This window comes from Streptomyces sp. NPDC052016 (genome assembly GCF_044548445.1).
Taxonomy (GTDB): domain Bacteria; phylum Actinomycetota; class Actinomycetes; order Streptomycetales; family Streptomycetaceae; genus Streptomyces.
On sequence record NZ_JBIUBX010000053.1, the window covers coordinates 1 to 19,484 of the forward strand.

The 19,484-nt window shown below is 66.5% G+C and carries 11 protein-coding genes and 1 pseudogene; 3 read left to right on the plus strand and 9 right to left on the minus strand.

The genetic code is table 11. From position 1 onward, the window contains the following. Positions 1 to 99 (plus strand): annotated as a pseudogene (locus ACIHAR_RS39065) (IS5/IS1182 family transposase); the annotation flags it as partial. A 244-nt stretch (positions 100 to 343) separates the two neighbouring features. Here ACIHAR_RS39065 and ACIHAR_RS39070 read toward each other — a convergent pair. Then, positions 344 to 2,947 carry an N-6 DNA methylase gene (locus ACIHAR_RS39070; RefSeq protein ID WP_400024010.1) on the minus strand — a complete coding sequence of 868 codons (2,604 nt, stop codon included), beginning with the start codon at positions 2,945 to 2,947 and terminating at the stop codon, positions 344 to 346. A 370-nt stretch (positions 2,948 to 3,317) separates the two neighbouring features. On the opposite strand from ACIHAR_RS39070, the gene ACIHAR_RS39075 reads away from it, so the two are divergent. Beyond that, positions 3,318 to 8,753: a sacsin N-terminal ATP-binding-like domain-containing protein gene (locus ACIHAR_RS39075; protein ID WP_400024012.1), complete on the plus strand. Its 5,436-nt coding sequence runs from the start codon at positions 3,318 to 3,320 to the stop codon at positions 8,751 to 8,753. A 214-nt stretch (positions 8,754 to 8,967) separates the two neighbouring features. Here the strand turns inward: ACIHAR_RS39075 and ACIHAR_RS39080 are convergent, their stop codons facing one another. Then, a complete protein-coding gene (locus ACIHAR_RS39080) occupies positions 8,968 to 9,468 on the minus strand; it encodes a hypothetical protein (RefSeq protein ID WP_400024014.1) in 501 nt (166 codons plus the stop codon). A gap of 557 nt (positions 9,469 to 10,025) precedes the next feature. On the opposite strand from ACIHAR_RS39080, the gene ACIHAR_RS39085 reads away from it, so the two are divergent. Next, complete coding sequence (locus ACIHAR_RS39085; RefSeq protein WP_400024016.1) at positions 10,026 to 11,687, plus strand: pentapeptide repeat-containing protein; 1,662 nt, start codon at positions 10,026 to 10,028, stop codon at positions 11,685 to 11,687. A gap of 93 nt (positions 11,688 to 11,780) precedes the next feature. On the opposite strand, the gene ACIHAR_RS39090 is transcribed toward ACIHAR_RS39085, so the two are convergent. From ACIHAR_RS39090 to ACIHAR_RS39120, 7 genes are all read right to left on the minus strand, one after another. Next, positions 11,781 to 12,239 (minus strand): hypothetical protein, encoded by a 459-nt coding sequence (locus tag ACIHAR_RS39090; RefSeq protein ID WP_400024018.1) that lies wholly within the window; start codon positions 12,237 to 12,239, stop codon positions 11,781 to 11,783. A 232-nt stretch (positions 12,240 to 12,471) separates the two neighbouring features. After that, complete coding sequence (locus ACIHAR_RS39095; protein ID WP_400024020.1) at positions 12,472 to 13,857, minus strand: deoxyguanosinetriphosphate triphosphohydrolase family protein; 1,386 nt, start codon at positions 13,855 to 13,857, stop codon at positions 12,472 to 12,474. Positions 13,858 to 13,998: 141 nt separating this feature from the next. Further along, positions 13,999 to 14,259 (minus strand): hypothetical protein, encoded by a 261-nt coding sequence (locus ACIHAR_RS39100; RefSeq protein WP_400024021.1) that lies wholly within the window; start codon positions 14,257 to 14,259, stop codon positions 13,999 to 14,001. A 60-nt stretch (positions 14,260 to 14,319) separates the two neighbouring features. Then, positions 14,320 to 15,456 (minus strand): DnaB-like helicase N-terminal domain-containing protein, encoded by a 1,137-nt coding sequence (locus ACIHAR_RS39105; protein ID WP_400024023.1) that lies wholly within the window; start codon positions 15,454 to 15,456, stop codon positions 14,320 to 14,322. Continuing rightward, positions 15,456 to 16,784 (minus strand): DNA cytosine methyltransferase, encoded by a 1,329-nt coding sequence (locus ACIHAR_RS39110; protein WP_400024024.1) that lies wholly within the window; start codon positions 16,782 to 16,784, stop codon positions 15,456 to 15,458. The genes ACIHAR_RS39105 and ACIHAR_RS39110 overlap by 1 nt, the downstream gene beginning before the upstream one ends. Then, a complete protein-coding gene (locus tag ACIHAR_RS39115; protein WP_400024025.1) occupies positions 16,727 to 17,599 on the minus strand; it encodes a hypothetical protein in 873 nt (290 codons plus the stop codon). Before ACIHAR_RS39115 ends, ACIHAR_RS39110 begins: the two co-directional genes overlap by 58 nt. Before the next feature lie 23 nt (positions 17,600 to 17,622). Further along, positions 17,623 to 18,588, minus strand: coding sequence for an alpha/beta fold hydrolase (locus ACIHAR_RS39120; RefSeq protein ID WP_400024027.1), 966 nt, complete (start codon positions 18,586 to 18,588; stop codon positions 17,623 to 17,625). Positions 18,589 to 19,484: the final 896 nt, after the last annotated feature.

Here is a 19,484-nt window from a genome sequence, read left to right on the forward strand (position 1 = left end):
CGCCGTTTGCACCGCCGCTATGAACGCAAGGCCGAGCACTTCCTGGCCTTCACCGCCATCGCCTGCAGCCTCATCTGCTACCGCAGACTCGCCAAATGAGATGACGTCTAAATCTCCGCGGGTCGGCCGAAGCCAGCGCAATGACTCAGGCTGACCCGCCACGTGCCCTCGGTTGATCACGCTGAGGGGGTTGCGTTACCGCCCGTCGAACACTTCGTCGTGAGGTCGGCCTCAGCGCCGCGTTCTCTTGGACATCGAAGACCTTGGTGGTTTTCGGAGAGTAGGCACGCCCAGCCGTCCTCGCCCTTCGGGCCGGCCCAGTTCGCTGTGACGCCGCGGGCATTCAGTTTCCGTACTCTCGTAGCACGTTGATCATGTGTCGTATCTTATGAGTGGAGTTGTGGGGCAATGGTTCGGGATTGAAATGCATGAGGTCGTTCCTGATTTGCCGTATCTCATCGAGACGCTCGATGAAGATCTTTCGATCCAGCGACCAGCCGACTTTCTCCCATGCTTCCTTATTTTCTAGGACGCGCTGATAGTCCCCGATCGACAGGTCGTTAAATCCCTTGATGCTCCGGTTGCCCTCCGGATCGCACAGGACCTGGACTTCAGGAAACTCAATAGAAGAGGCGAGCACCTGGCGCAGTCGCTTATCCAATTCACCGATAAGAAAGAACGGGGTGGCCATGGCTCCGTAGGCGGCTGCCACGTCGCTCGCAGTTATGATCCCTGCAATCTCATTGCTCTGGTTTCGGACAAGGACGAATTCGAATTCCGCAAGAATCGGGAGGATGTCAATGAGGTCTTGGTTGTATGATACTTCGCGAGCTTGGACTATAGCTCGGGGGAACGGTGGATTGTTATTGGCGTGGCGCGCCCGGGCGATCGACTGCCACGTCACGGCCCCTCGAAGATTGCGCCCCGATAGAACAGGAAGCTGAGAATAGTCGTTGATCACCATCCGGGTGATGGCTTCATCGAATGTCGCGGACGGGGACACAAAGACGACACCGCCAAGAGCGGAGGGCAAGTCTCCAACGGTCAGGCCGACCACGGGCGCATCCTCGTCTTCGTCTCGGGCCGGTTCGTTGATCGATTGAATCTGCTGGGCGTCTTCTGTGCTTTCGGGATGCCGCGTTGCGCAATTTTTTTGCACCGTGACGGACGGGAGGGCTGCAGCGAAATTGGGCGATGCGGCCAGTCTGTGGTTGGCCAATTCGGCGACGTCGGGGCTGGGGATACCCACGGCTGGCGTGTTTAGGAATTGTTGGCGCAGCTGGTCTAGCGTTGTACCGTCTTCCAGAGCCCATGCCTGCCAGCCATCAATAGCCCCTTCGCCGACCGCTGCGGCCGCAGCCCGGTTGGGGGATGGAAACTTCTGGCCGCCAGCTAGTTCGAGCGAACCCTCAGCTGTCACTCTGGCGGTGTAGTTCGCCCCTGCACGCTCGAAGGCCAGCTGCATGCCTTCTGCAAGAAGACCAGTGCCTATAAGGTCAGCCATGGTTACCCGCCTGCCAGCCGTGAGGTACCGAGGCCGTTCGGCATAGCGGTTCAGGCTCAGGTCGTACCCCTGGGCGACGATGTCCGACTTCGGGACGCAGAAGCTCTGTTCCGAACGCGCGCGGCTGCACTCAGAGCCGCCGCGGTTGAACCAGCGAGAGAGGGCATCCGGGAGGTTGTTCTTGGTGTGCTCCTTCTCTGACAGGGAGCCAGCCGCAGGCCGAACGCCCTGGCGGTCCTCCGGGAGGAGCGGGTTGCGCTTGTCATCGAGGCTAAAGCCGTCCGCCTGTACGTCGTAGAACCAGACGTTGTCCGTACCTCCGGTATCCGTGCGGGTGAACAGCAGGATCGCAGTCGAGACCCCCGCGTACGGCTTGAAAACTCCACTCGGGAGCTTCACCACGCCGTCCAGTTTGTGGTCCTCAACCAGCATCCGACGCAGCTCCTTGTGCGCCTTCGTCGAACCGAAGAGGACGCCGTCCGGGACAATGATCGCCGCGCGGCCGCCGGGCTTGAGGATCCTCAAGGACAAGGCCAGGAAGAGAAGTTCGGTCTTCTTGGTCTTCACCAAGCGCAGCAGGTCCGCCGCCGTGGACTCATAGTCCAGGCTGCCGGCGAACGGCGGGTTCGCCAAGATCAGGGAGTAGCGTTCCGACTCGCCTGCCGCCGACTCCGCAAGCGAATCGCGGTAGCGGATGTCCGGGTTCTCGATGCCGTGCAGCAGCATGTTCATCGAGCCGATGCGCAGCATCGTGGAGTCGAAGTCGAAGCCGTGGAACATGCTCGTGTGGAAGTGCGCTTGCTGCTCCGCGTCCAGGAGTGCCTTCGCGTGCTCGCGCTTCACGTACGACGCCGTCTGGACCAGGAAGCCGGCCGTGCCGCATGCCGGGTCGCAGACGTCGTCGTCCGGCTTCGGCCGGGTCATCTCGACCATCAGGTCGATGATGTGGCGCGGTGTGCGGAACTGGCCGTTCTGGCCAGCCGTCGCGAACTTCGCCAGCATGTATTCGTAGATGTCTCCCCCGTTGCCACTCGGCTCGATCGAGATGGTGTCCACCAGGTCGACGACCTTGGCCAGCAGGTTGGGGGTCGGGATGGTGAAACGGGCGTCGCGCATGTGGTGGGAGTACGTGGAGTCGTCGCCGCCCATCGTGCGGAGATAGGGGAAGACACCCTGCTCGACGATGCCGTACATGACCTCGGAGTCGCGGGACTTGAGGTTGTGCCAGCGCAGTTCCTGCTGGTCCTCAGTGAAAAGAGGGTTCGGATCAGGCTTGCCAGAACGGTTCGCCTGTTCGTCCTTGCGGGTCTGGATCTCGTCCAGCCGCTTGATGAATAGCAAGTACGTGATCTGCTCTGTCACCTCCAGTGGGTTCGAGATCCCACCAGACCAGAACGCATCCCAGACGCGGTCCATCTTGCTCTTGAGCTCGCCCGTGATCACGGCGTTACGCTATCGGATGGCGCGTGCAGCCGTGGCCGGTCGGCTACATCGGCGGCCGTCAGGCGCGTGGAGGCGCTGACTGACGCTGCGTTCCGCAGTCCTGCTCGGGGACGCAGGCGGCACCGCCATTGCGGAGGCCATCGTCATGTGGTCCGAAAGTGATCTCTATCCGACCCAGCAGTAGGCGCGCCCTGGCATTGACGTCTGGCGCCAGCGGCCGAAAACAACAGTGACGCGCTCAGGAAGCAGCGGTCGTTCGGGACGGCAGAGCAGTGAATCGCGGGTACACCCCATGCTTCTCGTAAGGCCGTCCCTCTTGCCTGGGGCCCCCGCTAGAGTCTCTGCATAGACGGGGCAGAGGGGGGCATACGTGGCTGCTGTCGACTTGGGTCAGCTTGGGGAGACGTGGGCGCTACGGGGGGCCGATGGCTCAGTTGGCTACGGCAGCGAGTTCACCGCACAACTGATGACGTACACCCGGGAGGTGCTGGACGAGTGGCAGCACACGCGTAGGTGGCAGCCGGGCAAGCAGCTGCGCGGCCTATCCCGGAGCACCGCTCGCGACTACAGAGGGCGCTTCCTCCTGGAACTGCTGCAGAACGCTCATGACGCGCACCCCGATGACCGGGATGACGGGCGAGTGCACGTCCTGCTCGACGAGGAGGAAGGCGAGCACGGCACTCTCTATGTCGCCAACGCCGGCAACCCCTTCACCTGGGACCGTGTGGATTCGGTGTCGAAGCTCTCCTGCAGCGACAAGGTGGTGGGCGAGGGAATCGGCAACAAGGGCGTCGGGTTCCGCAGCGTATTGCAGATCAGCGCGGCGCCCGAGATTTACAGCGGCAGGCCCGACGGCGGCACCCCGGCGGTGCTAGACGGATACTGCTTCCGCTTCGCCACGCCCGACGACCTGAGCCTGCTGCTGGCCGACGCCGAGCTGGTGCGCCGGGCGACCGAGGAGTTTCCGCCATTCCAGCTCCCGTTCCCGGTGTCCGCGGTCCCCGAGACCTGCGCGAAGCTGGCCCTGGCTGGCCATGTCACCGTGATCCGGCTGCCCTTGCGCAGCGAGACGGCATGCGGCGAGGTACGCCGGCGGATCGATGAGCTGGCCGGCTCAGGCGCTCCGCCCATGCTGTTCCTGGAGCGCCTTGAGCGTCTGGTGCTGGAGCGGCGTGCCGGTGACGTGCATGAGCGGACCGAACTGACGCGCCGCGAGGAGCGGCTGCCCGCGGTGCTGGACGTTCCGGCCGCAGGTGCTGCACCGGCTGTGTCGCTGACGCAGGTCGATCTCGGACCGGCCGGCCGATTCGTGCTCGTGCGCGGCACGGTGCCTGCTGCCAGGTTGAGGGCCGCGGTCGCGGAGGCCGTCGACGACGAGGGGCTGGACGACTCCTGGACCCAGTGGTCCAAGCCTGCTGTCATCGAGATCGCCCTGTCGGTTGTGTCGGCCTCATCCGGGCGTGTGTACACCTTCCTGCCGCTCGGCGATGACGTGGCCGCTCCACTGGCCGGCCATCTCAACGCGCCGCTCTACACCAAGACCGACCGCACGGGTTACGACGGGGAACACCCGCTCAACACCATGCTTCTCGACGCCGTGGCGGAGACCTGTCTCACCGCCGCCACGGCGCTCCGAGACAGCGCAGCACCTGACGCGGCCCGGTTGGCGGTGGACCTGGTGAGCTGGCAGCCGAAGTGGGCCGGGCGGCTGGCCGCTGCCTCCCGGCGTATTCAGGGGCGAGAGCTCGCCGACACACCGATCGTGCCGATGCTCGGTCCTGCCGGATCCTCGCCGGCGTGGGCAGCGCCTCGAGCCGTCGTTCTGTGGCCTGAGGTGGATCTGTCGGTGCTCACCGCCCGGGCGGCATGTGAAGCTGGCCTGGCGGTGGTCGACACAGCTCTGCCGCGTGGGCCGCGCGTACGCCTGGCCAAGCTCTGCGAAGCTCTGCGATGCCCGCTGGAACCGTCAGCGGACGCACTCGCCGGCCATGTCGAGCGGATCGCGGCCACGCTGCCGCTTCCCGGGCCCGACGACCCCGTCGACGTTTGGGACGGTGTGTACACGGATCTGCCCCACCTCTTCGAAAGCCGCGGCCGGGTGCTGCAAGGCCGCAGATTGCTGCTGACGGCCGACAGGACGTTGGAGCGTACGAACGGCACGGCAGCGGTCGACTCCGCCCCTGCCAAGGCACGCCGCCGATCCCGACGCCAGGCGTTCTTCCCGCCAGCCAGGGGGCTCTCCGATCCCTCCGGCGCCACGGCCGCCGGTCCCGACGGCGACCTGGCGGTACCCCCAGCCCTGAGCAAGCGGCTGTTCTATCTGCACCCGGGACTAACCTGGATCGAAAGCGAAGGGCAAGTCCGCCGGCAACAGGCCCGCCTCTTCCTGGAACAGCATCGTCTCGTACGCCGGTTCGACGCGGCGGGCCTGCTGGAGCACGTACGGCACGCACTCTCGCAGAGCAAGGACCGAAGGCTGCGCGATCAGGCCCTGCGCTTCGTCTTCCATCTGCACTGTTCTCGTCAGTCCTCCGGTGCGCTGCGCCTGCGCGACCTCGGTCTGTACGTGCCGTCGGCTGACGGACCGCTCATCCCGGCGGCCAGTGGCAAGTTCGGGCCGGGATGGTCCGGCTCCATGGGGGAGGATCTGGCGCGTGTGGCGGATGAGGGGCGCGAGGAAAGCGCGTCTCTGCGCTCGCTCGCCCGGCAGTTCATCGCGACGCCGGCCGCGTTCCTGCGCCGTAGGGATACAGAGGGAGACTGGCGAGTGTTTCTCGCCGAGCTCGGCGTCACCGACGGTTTCCGTCCGGTCTCCACGCCTACCGCCGACCCCATGGCGGAGGGTTCGCAACTGACACCCGCCGCACTGGTGCGCATGGCGAAGGTGCCCGTCGCCGTGGCGGAGCAATGGCAGCCACACATCCACCGCGACAGCGAAACTGCCCAGTACCCCTACACGCCGTACAAGGGGAGCCCTGCCTGGCGGCTCCCGGGCCAGGAGATCGTCGGCCAACTGAGCGAGCCCGCCCGCCTCGCCTTTGCCCGACTCGTGCTGCACGGTCTGGCGCGCTGGCAGGCCAGTTGCTTCACCAGCACCTGGCTCAGGGACCGGCCAGGCAACAAGGACCCCCAGGAAGTACCCACTCCGCTGGACGCCTTCATACGGGAGCAACCCTGGCTTCCAGTGCGCGGCCGCGGCCGCGCAGTGCGCTTCGTACGCCCCCAGGAAGCCTGGCACTGCCCACCCAGCATGGAGGAGGAGCCCCTATTCGCGCCGACGATTGCTCGCCAGGTGAGCTCCCTGCTGGAAACCCCGGAGGTGGTGGCGAAGCTGCGGTCGTACGGCCTTCCGACGTGGAACGATCCCAGGGACAGCGGCAGGCTTGTGGCGGCCTTGGCCGACTTCGTCGCCGAACGCGCGGTCGGGCCCGAAGACCGCCCCGCGGTGCAACGCGCGAACGAGTACGCGTGGCGGTCCCTGGTCACTCGAGCTCGCACGTCCGCCGCGTCCGGCAGTCCGCCCTTCACTCAAGGTGCCCTGCTCGCGGAGTCGGGAGAGCTGCTGGTCGCCGTGCCCTTCGCCGCCCTGCGCGATGGGAACAGCAAGCTTTACGTCACAGATGAGCGGGCAAGCGTCAAGACCCGCATCACCCAGGAGATGGAACGTTCGCTGCTCGTGGTGCCGGGCCTAGCCAGGGAGATCGTCGATCTGCTCGGGCGCTGCGGAGCACGGTCAGTACGTCACGTGGACGAGGCTCGGTTGGAAGTCGCCGTCGACGAGGAGCCATTGGACCGGTCGGAGACTGGGACACCGCTCGTCTCCGTGCTGCCCTGGCTGCCTTTGGTGCTAGCGGCCTTGGCCGATCACAGTCCGACAGGGATCCGGCCGACCGAAACGTCCCTTGCGGAGCTGGTCGCGGGCGTCCGGCGGATCGGCTTGCGTACCTACCGGACGCTGGAGATCCGGCTTGACGAAGAAGAGGTGGCGTTGCCGGACCGGCTCGGCGGAGTTCTGCCGCTGCCCGACGACGACCGCCCTCTGCTCCTGCAGCGGGCCCAGCCCGAAGACTGGAACGCGGTGGCCCGGCTCGCCGAGCCCGTCGCCCACCTGACCGGCCGCCCCGACCTCGGTGTCCGGCTGAGACTGGTGGCCCGCGAGCTGGAACACCTGCACGCCGATCTCCACGAGCCGGGGGAGGAGCAGCTTGGACAGGCACTCGGTCTGTCCCCGCACCAGTTCGCCGAAACCGTGCAGCGTTGTGATGGCACAACCGCCGCCGTCGTCCACCGCTGTTATCCGTTCCTGGTTCACTTCCTGGGACGTCGGCGGGGCGACGCCCTAGTCGAACCACCTCCCTGCGACACCAGGGAGTTCCAGGAGGCGCTTGAGGCACACGCGGCGGAACTGCCGGTGGAGGCCAGCGTGCTCCTGACCAAGGCGCGGCGGGCACGCGACATCGACGAACTGCGTGAAGTGCTCGGCGTCGGGTTCGCGGAGTTCAATGCCACCCTGGCCGGGCTGGCTCCTCCTCACACCGTCATCAGCCACGTGGACGCCCACCGGGAGGCGATCGAGAAGCATCTGCAGCGGCATCGGGGAGCGCTTCTCGACCGTCTCCGACTGGCTCGGCTCCGGCGATTCGACGCCCGTGAGGCTCAGCCGGACTGGCGGCAGTTGCGCACCCTGGAGGGAATCGAACCCCCCGCGGAGTGGAACACCACGCTGGAGACGGCGACACCGCAGCAGGTAGGCGCTTGGGTGGAGGAGGTCCTCGCCGAGCGGCTGGGCTCGCGACTCCCAGCGGAGGGTGCGGACCTCCCTGCCTATACGGCCCTGCTTCCCCGGAACCGAGCGGCCATCAGGACGGTCGTACCCGACCTGGTCGCCCTGATCCGCGCCTGCCACCTTCCGCTGCCCGCCGCACTCGACCAGGGAGATCCGGCGGAGGCGGTGACTGAACTCCTCGACGAGGCCGGCGCGCTGGACTTCCGTCTGCTCGGACCCGATGACATCGCCGCCTGGCTTGCGGCGCTCGGGCACTGGCCCGCTGGCATGCATGTCAGCGCGGACCCTGCCGTCCAGGGCGTGACAGCCGCCGAACTCGAAAACGGTCGTACGGCTGCCGACTCGGCACGGGCACAGCGCGAACACCGCCAGCGGATCGTCACCATCGGCAGGAAGGAGCTCGATGTACACACTGGTGACTTCGGCGAACTCACCGCCGAGCTCCAGCGAGCGCTCGATGCGGATCCGCAGCTCCTCGGCAACCGCAACGTCTTCGCCTCGCTGACTCCCATGGGGCCGGGGCGACGGGGAGCATCGCCCTCCGGCCGTGGTGGCGCTGGCAGAGGAGAGCCCCGAAGGCTGTCGACCGCGCAACGAGAGGCGATTGGCTACGCCGGAGAATGGTTCGCCTACCAGTGGCTCTGCCGCAATTACTCGGCCGCTAACGAAACCAGCTGGGTATCGACGAACCGCAGGAAGTTCTTCCCCGGACTCCCTGGGGACGACGGGCTTGGATACGACTTCCGTGTCGGCAGCGGCCGTCAGCCCTTGCTGTTCGAAGTCAAAGCCAGTCAGGGCGAGGGAGGCCAGATTGAGCTCGGCGAAAGCGAGGTCCGGATGGCCCAGCGGAACACCAGCAGCGACCGTTGGCGGATCCTCATGGTCACGTCGGTCCTGGAACCCTCCCGGCTCAGGGTGGCGATGCTCCCCAATCCCTTCAGCGCGCGAGGCCGCGATCTGTTCCGGGAGGAGGGCGGCGCGCTGCGCTTCTCGTACCGCCTGGGAGAACAGCTCGGCTAGCCCCTCCACCAGACTTTGCCCACAGTGACCCCCGCGCTGGTCATACCGCACGAAACGGCGCTGTGGCCGCGACGGCGGCTAGAGGGCTCGGAGGACCGCAGCCTTCTATGCCACGCACTATTCAGCCGAGAAGGGACCGATAACGTCACGGCGCACGAGTCAGACCCACTTTTTGTGGTAAGTGGGCCTAACTCGTTGACACCGCATCAGTGCCTCAGTCGTTCCAGGGAATCCCATAGGGTTTCAGGAGCCGTTCGGGCTCACGCCCCAGGTACTCGCGCGCGGCCGGTGATCCATCCCGGGCTGCCTGCCGAACGATTTCCATCCGCGCGATACGCCAGGCCGACTCCCACTGCGGCCACTCCTCCTGGGGAACATCGCTGACCGCGAGAACGGCAAACATGATCGTTCGCGTAGGAGAGGCACGTCGAGTGACGAAGTTGTGGAAGGTGGAACGACTGATCGGCCGCTCAATCACACCTCTAGCAGCCAGGCGCTTCGCCTTCTCTTCTGCCCTTCGGTAAGTGAGTCCAGAGACTGCGTACTGTGATACGAGCGCGTTCCATAAGTCAGCAGGTGTCACCACCATGTCCCGTGGAGTCCTCTTCTCACCCTGGAGCATCTGCCTGATTCTGAGCTCCCACAGTCCTTTTTGATGCAGTCGTCTGCCGACGTTTACATCGGCGCCGCATGCCCGGGCGATCTCCTCGACCATGTTGAGTGACGGCAACGTGGTGCCACTGACCGCCCTACTCAGAGTGGACTTGTTGACAAGGTGTGATGGGATTAGAAATCCGGTACGAGCGGAACTTGATGACGAAGGTGTATCTTCAAGCTCGGCGACAATGAAGATTGTGGTCAAAGATTGCCCTAGTGGGCCCGTGGAATTCGCCGTTCCTGCCGCCTCGGTAACCCTGGTGCAGTGTTCGAGTTCCTGACAGCGCAAGAAACAGCCCGACTACGTTGAGCGTGCAGCCCGGTGTGGGGATGTCGCCGTGGATCGTGTCGGATGAGCTACATGGTCTGTCAACCCCCGACGAGTAGCGAACCAAACCGTGGCCGTGCTGGCTCTATCACCCGAATGCGCGGTGTGGAAGACAGAGAAGACGCCTTTGGTTCAGGCACTCTGCGGCCATGCTGGTTCCCGGGCCCCCAAACTGGCCCTACTGCGGGCACGGCGCGGACCTGGCGACTGATCCGGTCGGCTGCCGGGGCGTCCACGTACCTGGTCACACCGCATGTCTGGCCCACCTCACTGACTCCGACCGCGCCATGTACATCGCCGGGCTGGCTCCCGGCGCCGACATCGACCACCGCGGCACCCCCTTCGACGAGCCCCTCCTGAGAGCTCTACTCGGGGCCCTTCGCGTCGCGCCCAACGAGCAACCCCTCCTTGGCGCTGCCCAGTTCGACGGGGCACTGTTCAAAAACGACGCCAATTTCGACGAGGCGACCTTCAGCGGCAAAGCCAATTTCGACGGGACGACGTTCTTCGGCCGTGCCTCGTTCGGCAGCGCGATGTTCGCCGGAGCTGCCCGCTTCTCGGCAACATTCACCGGGGCCACCTGGTTCCAAGGGGCGAGGTTCTTCGGCTACGCCGCGTTTTACAAGTCGACCTTTGCCGAGGCCGCCTGGTTCGAGAAGGCCACGTTCAACGGTGCAGCTGCGTTCACCGAAGCGAAGTTCCAAGGAGAGGCCCAGTTCGAGCGGGCGAGATTCCACGGCGAAGCCACGTTCGATCGGGCCACATTCGAACACGCGGCCCAATTTAGTTCGGCTCTATTTGCAACGCAGCCAGTGCTCGGACCGCTGGTATGCAAGGAGCAGGTTGATCTTTCCGGAGCGGTGTTCGAGGCGCCGGTGACGATGGAAATCGCAGCACGTGAGGTGAATTGTGCACGGACGCGGTGGGCGTCGACGGCAGCCCTGCGCCTGCGCTACGCGACCGTGGATCTCAGTGACGCGGTGCTCTCCGCGCCGGTCGCCGTCACCTTCCACGCCGACTCCTTCACCAGCATCATCGGCACGAAGCGGTCCGGCTCCGTTACCACCAAGCTCGTCGTGGCGGTGGACGAGAGCACAATGGCCAGCACTGGCGCAAACCCCAGGGTGCGGATCAAATCGGTGGACGGTGTGGACGCCGCCCACCTAGTCCTGACCGACACCGACCTAACCGACTGCCGGTTCACCGGTGCCTTCCACCTCGACCAGCTGCGCATCGAAGGGAACTGCACATTCGCCGACCCCCCAAAACGCTGGCGGTGGACCCAGCGACGGGTGCTAGCCGAGGAGCACCACTGGCGCGCCCTGCCCCCCGGCAACCCGGATCCACCACGCGGCTGGAAGCCCGGCCCTCACCACCCAAAGGAGGCCCTGACCCCGGGCCCGGACGAACTGGCGTCCGTCTACCGGGCGTTGCGAAAGGCCACGGAGGACGCCAAGAACGAGCCGGACGCGGTGGACTTCTACTACGGCGAGATGGAGATGCGCCGCCACGACCGTGCCCGCCCACGGGGCGAGCGGGTACTGCTGAACCTCTACTGGGCCGTCTCCGGCTACGGGCTGCGGGCCTCCCGAGCCCTGGCCTGGCTGATGGTCGCTATGGGGCTGACCGTCGTACTACTGATGCTGTTGGGGCTGCCGACCCAGTCCGCGGGGCAGCGCACTACCGGGACGCTGACCGAGGGGAAGGTGATCACCCTGACTACCAAGGCGCGGACTGTCGGCGGCGCAGCGCCCGGCCCGTTGCCCGACCGGTTCAGCTGGCAACGGGCAGAGCGGGCCGCGCGGACCGCTGTCAACTCGGTGGTCTTCCGGTCGGCCGGGCAGGGCCTGACCGTGGCCGGTACCTACATCGAGATGGCTTCTCGCCTGGTTGAGCCGGTGCTGCTGGCCCTAGTCCTCCTGGCAGTCCGTGGTCGTGTTAAACGCTGAGGACCCTGCAGAGGCCATGTGCCTCCATGAAGGCGAAGGAGATGCCTGAAATCGGCGAAATCCTGAAAGCTGATGAGCCGCTGCCGAGCGCCTCTACGAGCTGCGCCAGCACCGCCACACGCGACGCAGCCGACCGACTCGCATCTCCAGAACATGGGCAACTGCGGCGTCCACCTCAGCCCGGCCCTGCTCCCGCAACCAGCGAGCCAGGCCGTTGTCATCCGTCCCGTACGGTGTGCCGGCAGCTTGGTACCTCTGCCACAACGGGGCCTCGCCGTCAGGAGCGAACCGCGTCGGCGCCCATGCCCGAAGCAGCGGCATCGGGAACTCGGACTCAGGCAGAAAACGGATCCGCGCCGACAGGTCCGGATTGGCATGGGTGCCGCCGCTCTCCAGCGGGTCCACGGAGATCTGGGCCAGCTGCTCCAGGTATGAGTCCGCCCGCCGCTCCCGAATCAACGCCCGGCTGGACGAGACCAGTTGCCACATCGCCAGCAGCACGGCGGCCACCGCCGCGACGTCGCCCCAGGAGATCTCGTTCTTCCAGGTCATCGAACGTCTCATCCGTACTGGTAGCGGGCGGTTCATTCGTAGGTTGGGAAGAATCTGTGCGCCAGGCCGGGGTTGCGTCCGCATCGACTCGCGCGTGCCGAGCCTTCACATATCTGGGGTTGGACGGGCGCCAGCGCAGGCAGGCCGCACTCAGCCGCCGCTCCGACGATCACGCAATGTCACGACAGTTCGGGTGCGGCGGCTCCTCAAACTGACCATGTAGGACACGGTCTTAATACCATGCGCCGAACAGGGACCCGCGATAGGTGCCGTACATTCGCTCGTAAATGTCTAGTGCTTGGTCCTCTGTGAGGGTGCAGATGTAGTCGCATACCGCCCGGGAATTTCGCGCGTCCCGACTCAACCCTGCGGCATCCTCATCCTCAACCAAGCCCTTGATGATAGAGCTTAGTCCCACGGGGATTCGCGCGCTGGGGCTCTTATGGCTGACCCCCGAGCCGCTGAGCCAGCTATATAGCATTTCGTATAGGCCATTTACCAGTCTGCGCTGGCCCTCCTGTAGCACCGCGAGTGCAGGGCTCTCGATCACGTAGTACCAGGTTAGCTCCTTCAGTGCCTCGATCTGATACTGGATGTCGGCACCAATGTGTATGTATGGCGGATCTTCCTGAATGCTTACAGCGTCCACAGCACGCTTGATCATCGTAGATGCGAAATGATGAACTGAGTATCGATCCATGCGTGAGCCGGAGAAGGGTCTAGGCAAGGCGAACTTGCAAATTTCCTCATACGCCTGAGCTAGGTCATCTGATTCAAAATACGGATAATCAGAGTAGCGCTTGCCGGCGTGAGCCATGATGCCCGCAAGGTCCCGCTTAGGGTTTTCCAGGGGGATCATTCCCGAGCGGAAGTAGTCGTCGATATCGTGCGTGGCGAACCCGATATCGTCCGCCCAGTCCATTATTATTGCATTTGGGCTCCGAACGTGAGGGTCGGCAGCGCTCGCGCTACGGCGGGCGAAGCGAAGGTCGCGTTTCTCGGTACTGTATGATCCCCACTTTCTGCCATAACTTCTGTTAGTCCACGGCGGGAGATCTGCTTCTTTAGCGTCATCTTCTCCTGGCCGTAGGAGCGGATACTTAAGCACGGCGTTCAGCGTTTCACGAGTGAGATCCAAGCCGCGTTCCGGAGGCTCGCGGCGCACAGCGAGCTTGGTTACAATGCGGAACGTCTGTGCATTGCCTTCAAACCCGCCGCATACTCGCTTGGTTTGCTCGTCAAGTTCCTTCTCTGTAACGTGTCCAAACGGAGGATGCCCCAGGTCATGTGCGAGGCCAGCCGCTTCCACGACGTCCGGATACAACCCGACGTCCGCAACCAAATCACGGTTGTCGTTAGCGAGGCGTTGGCATATTCGCCGACCAATCTGAGCAACTTTGAGACTGTGTGTAAGGCGGGTATGAAGCAAGCGCCTTTCGCTTACGGCGGAAGTTTGCGTAACACCAGCGAGTCGACGAAATGCGGAACAGTAAAGGATGCGGTCTCTGTCTTGTTCGAATCGTGACCGCCCCAATGGATCGCGGCGCCCGTGATCCTCTTTTCCTTCGTAAGCTCTGTCGCTGGGGTTATAAGGTTCGCGATCGCTGAAATTCGACATTGGATCGCCTCCTGGTGACGGTTTACTGCTCACGCGTCCCAGCAGTAGCCACGCTACGCCTCCAGTTCACAGCCTGCGACTCCGCGGGCACATGCGCGCAGCCTTCCCGAAGGCGGCGGCATCCGGCGAGCCAGGCTTCGTTCAATAGGCAAGCGATACCGACAGGGCTGTTGGGGTCGGAGTCAGTGCCTGCGGGCAACCAACTTGACTTCTCCATTGAGACTCCTCGTGGTCGATGCGGGCGAGGACCAGCGTGTGCTCGTCGATGGTCTCGAATCCGCGGGTGGTCAGAAGGGCATGGGCGGTGCGGTGTTGCGTGCCGGTGAGGGTGGCGGTGACAGCACTGGGATGGGCGAGGTGGGTGTCGAGGCGGACGTACGCGTCGATGGAGGGGGCCGTCAAGGAGGGTTGCTCGATTCGGCCTGTGGCCGGGCCGGAGGGCCCGGCCGCAGGCGGTCGGGGTCAGCGGGAGATGCGCGAGGCAGACGGAGCCGTGGTCCGCGGTGGGCCCGCTCGTGGTGGCGCCGAGGCCCTGGTATGTGCGGGGCTGGCCGTCAGTGTCGGCGTGCTGGCGTGGTTCCAGCGGGTGCGCAGCGCGTGGAGATCAGCCAGCGCGCGGCGGCTTCCGACGACGAGCTGGTACGGGGTTGTTGCCGGATCCTCGGTGAACGCCTCGATGCGGTGGCCAACGTCGCGTGCGGTCCGGAGGACGGCCCGTTGGAGGATGCGCTCGCCCCAGTACTGAGAAGAGCCGGCCGTGCCCGCGAGGAGGTCGAGCAGGTGGGCCGGCTCGATGCCGGTGGTGAGCAGGCCCCGCTGCTGGGCCTCCCACAGGACGGTGACCGGGTCGACCGGGGCACCGCGCCGGGTCAGGGCGGTCAGGCACTGCCACAGACCGGCATGGAGGGGCTGGGTGAAGTCGTGGACGGTCAGCCACCGCATCTGCTCGGTTTCGGCGGGATGCGCGGTCGCGGTCGCGAGCAGGAGCCGCTCCTCGTCGAGGGCTTCCTCGTCGTGGCCGTCGTGCGTGTCCCCCGGCGGTGGCGCGGGGGTTCGGGGCAGGGAGCCGGGGTGTGGGGGGAACCGGGCGGCCAGATCATCGACGCATCGGGCGAGAGCGTCGGCGGCGGCGAGGGTCGCGGTGACGGGCTGCGGGAGCGTGACGTCCCTCGCGGTCAGGGCCAGTCGTTCTGCGTGGGCGCGCAGGGTGCGGCGGGCGTGCTCGGTCTCGATCATCCGCGCGTACGCGGACGCGTGGCGGGGCCAGGAGCAGACCTGGATCAGCGTGTGCAGGTAGGAGGCGGTCAGTCCGCGGGCGTGCTCGCGTGCGGCGGCGAGCACCGCGTTCAGCCAACTCGTGTCCTGCGCGTGCTGGACCGGGTCCGGGGCCGGCAGGTCGCGGATCGCGGCGAACAGGGCGCCGTGCGCGTAGTTTGAGAACGAGTTGGGCTCGATCCCGGTGACGTCGGCAAGCCGGTGGGGCTCGAGGAGGAGGGCGCCGAGCAGGGCCTGCTCGGCGTAGTACACCGGCTGCGGCGGATGCGTGTCGGGCAGGTCGTCGAGGTCGTCGTCCTCGTCGGGGGCGGGGGTGCGTGGCATCAGGCGGCCAGGGTGAAGTCGTCAGGGTTGAGGGGCACGCGCAGGTGCGGGGCGAGGAGATGCCCGGCGAGCAGCGGGGGCACGGCGTTGCCGATCTGGGAGAACTGCTGGCCCTTGTTGCCTTGCCACGGGTAGTCGGCGGGAAAGGTCTGCAGGACGCCGGCCTCCCGGGCCGTGATCCGGATCGGCTCCGGCGCGGCCTCCGTCCCTTTCTCTGGCGGAGTGCCGGCAGGCTCGGCGATCCAGGTGCACTCGTTCGCGCGGTGACCAAAGAACAGCGTGCCTGCGGGCTCGTCCACGCGGCGGACGGTGGCGTTGGCCTGGTTATTGCTGCGTAGTGACCACTTCCAGTGCGTGGCCTTACTGGTGAAGGTGGGGGCCGGGGCATCCGCGGATGTGGCGGTGCGGGGGCCGTGTCTGGATGTCCAGCCTGCTCCACGAGTCTGCGGTTCGAGCACCACGTCTGCGGCGGGTCGTTGCGGGCGCCAGAGACCGCGCTCCCGGGCGTTGGCGAGTGTCTCACGGGAGCCGGAGGGGAAGGGCTCGGGGCCGCCTCCCGGTCCGCCGCCGGCGCACACGGTGGGCACGGGCCGGTCGGTGGCGCCCCAGCCGAGGGCGTCGGCCATGGACACCCACCGGGCGCGGCCCGGCCCGAACAGTGACTCGGGCTCGGCGACCTGGGCATGGGTCGGTAGGGGCGGTTCGGCCGTACGGATCCGGGAGGCGAGCAGGATCGCCCGCCGCCTGGTCTGCGGCACGCCGTAGTCGGCGGCATTGAGGATGCCGGTCCATACGGAGAATCCCCAGCGGCGGAGGATGGCCGCGTACTGCCGCCACAGCGGCAGAACGTCGGGGACCTCCTCCATGGCGACCCACTCTGGTTCGCCCACCGTGTTCAGGGCGTGCAGGTAGCGCATGGGCTCGGCGGCCAGAAGGCTGCGCTCGTCCCGGCAGGCGGCGAGCAGCTTGGCGCGGGTGTCGCGCCCGGCCGCGAGGTCCGCGACCGCCTGGTGCACCAGCGGCTGGTCCACCAGGCCAAGGCGCTTACCGGCCATCGACCACGCCTGGCAGGGCGGGCTCGCGATCAGCCCGACGGTCCGTCCGAGGAACGGCCGGACGGGATACAGGGCCACGTCCGTGCGAAGGGTCAACTGCCCCGCTGCCGCACGGGTCTTGCAGGCCCATTCGTCCCATTCCAGCCCGATATCCCGTACGCCGAGGACGTGAAGTGCGTGGCTCCATCCGCCCGGTCCCGCAAACAAGTCCAGGATCAAGAAGCCCGTCCGAAGTCGTCCTGTACTGGTGCGACTTCCCCGCGGCAGGCCCATGGGGAGCAGCCGTCGATGACGCCCTGCTCCAGCTCCTGAAGGTCCGGTTCGGTGTCGGTGAGTTCCTGCTGCATCGCTGCCCATTCAGCGGCGGTGACGTGATCGATCGGGGCTTCGCTAAGCGGGACGCGGGAGCGGTGGAGAAACGCCTCGCCCAGCAGCCTGTCGCCGGTGGCGTTGGCGCGGGCATTTCCCCTGCGGATGGCCGCGTCGAACTCCACCACGTCCTCCCACTCTTCGGGGGAGGTGTCGCGGATATGGCGCCACTGGGCGTTGCCGTGGAATGGGCATCCGAGGCAGCTCGATTTCGGGGTGTCGGCCAGGCCGAGCGAGGTCAGGTAGCGGACGCAGTCGGACCGCGACCAGCCCATGTCGATGAGCGGGTGCCGGTTGCGCATGTACTGCACGTCGGCGTCCTTGGCCCGATGGAATTCATCGGTGGAGATGCCGACCCACTGCTCGACGAAGATGCCCTTGGGGACGCGTGCCGGATAGGGGTAGGCGAGGAGTTCCCGGACTTTCTTCTTGATTGGTTTTATTTTGTATTCCCCGGTGCACTGGCGCCGGGTCATCCCGGGTCTGCCATCCTTGTTGAGGATGTAGAGGGGCATGGAGGCGAAGCGGTGTTCCGGGTCCAGGGCGTCCTTGCGGATGTTCCCAGAGGAGACGCGGAGGATGGGTATGCCTGCGGGTTCGGCTATTTCGCGTTCTAGGCGGTCCAGGTGGGCATAGACGGCTCTGGGTTCCCAGCCTGTGTCGGCGAAAATGGCGTAGTCGACCTTGGGGAGGATGCCTTCCGCTGACAGGGCGAGCATGGCGCTGGATTGAATGCCGGCGCCTAGTGAAATGGCTCGGAAAGTGGGGAGTTCGGAAATGACGGGTCCTTGGCAAGGCGGGGGAGGGGGTGTGGCCCGGCGGCGAGGTGGGCGATGCGGGCGCTGATGAGTGCGGGGTGGCGGATGGGCAGGGCGTGCGTGGTGCGGGGGACGATCTCCAGGCGGGCGGCGGTCAGGCGCTCGGCCAGTTGTGCGGTGTGGGCGGCGGGGATGTGCTGGTCGTCCGCGCCGGCCATCAGCAGCAGCCGTCCGCCGAGGTGCTCCAGCGCGTGCAAGTGCCGTGCCCGGTAGTGGCGCAGGGACTGCCAGAGCGCGGCGAGATCCGCGGTATGGGTGTGGCGTACGCCGTGGCGGCACGGCGGCGGTCCCTCGGCCTGTTCGGCGCTGGGGTGAGGGGTGAGGGCGTAGCGGTGGGTGTCGGGCAGCAGGCGTCGCACCAGGTCCACGGCCCGGGGCGCCTGGGTGCAGACCAGGGCGAACAGGCCGCGTCCGGCGGCCAGAAGCAGGGCACGCGGGCTGCGGCCGGGCAAAACGCTCGCTCCGTGGGCGGTGGCCGACAGCAGCACCACGCCCCGGATCCGGGGCAGGAGCTGGGGATGCAGGGCGGCGAATTCCTGCAGGACGAGGGCGCCCAGGGAATGACCGGCGAGCACCAGCGGCCCGGTAGGGGCGAGGGCGCGCATGATCTGGTGCAGGTCGTCGGCGAGCTGCTCGATGGTCAGCGGTGCGTCGCCGCGCGGGCTGCGGCCGTGTGCGCGTTGGTCGTAGCGCACGACGCTGAAGCCGAGGCCGGTCAGGTGCCGGGCGTGGACGCGCCATAGGTCCGCGGTGACCGACGCGCCGTGCACCAGCACGATCGTCGCGCCGTCGGATCGCGGGTGAGTGGGGATGTCGCGGTAGACGGACAGGGGAGTGCCGTCGGCGGCGGAGACCGACAACACCTTCGTGGCAGGAGGCGGATTGAGCACGGAGGGACTCCGGAAGGGGGCAGTAGGGGATAGCCGTGTGCCGTCCACGTCGCGCTGGCGGCGCCGCGGTTCGGCCCGCCCTGTGGCTGGGAATGGACGGGGCGGGCGGAAATGTCGCGCAGGGGGCTTGAGGTGCGCGGGCCGTCAGCGGCGACGGGCACGGGGTGCGCGAGCGTCTGGGGCGCTGGGGCGTGCGGTGAAATGCGGCGGCGGCGCGGGTGGCCAGAGTTGGGTCGCCGAGGAGGGGTATGTGGCGCGGGAAAGGTGGTTGAGGACGGCCAGTCCCTTGTGGGTCAGTGCCAGCCGCTGACCGATGACAGACGCGGGGTCGGCGGTGCGGTCGCGGTACGCCAGGCCCTTGCGCTCAAGGGCGTTCCACGTGCTCATCGCGATGTGCGACGAAGTCTGGGTGTCCACAAAGTGCGAACCGTTGCTCCGCTGCCGGACACGGCTGGGCGTCCGGGCGAGAACCCGCAGGGCAGCGCGCTGCTGCCAGGTCAGGCGCCGTGCGCTGGCCGACAGCTCAGGTATGGAGAACGGCGGTTCGACAGGACCGGAGGGTTGGGTATCCCCGTGCTGTAATGAGCCGGCGAGCCCGGTGGGGTGGCACCGGTCATCGCCTGCGTCCCGCGGCCTGCTTCGCCGCAGGCAGGACGGCGTATTGGCTGTCCGTGATCTTCGGAGTCGCCGTAGCCGTCGTGGGTGTGGGCCAGGAGCCCGTAGGCGGCGACGCCGGCGCGCTCTCGGCGTCCTCGGCGGTCTCGGGCGGCAGAAGGTAGAGGGTGCGGCCCTGGTGTTCGCGGGGGGTGCCTCTATGTCTTTCGTCAAGCGAGGCGTGGGGTTCTGGGTTCGTAGAAGGTGCCGTCGCGGAGCATCGCGAACAGCACGCTGATGCG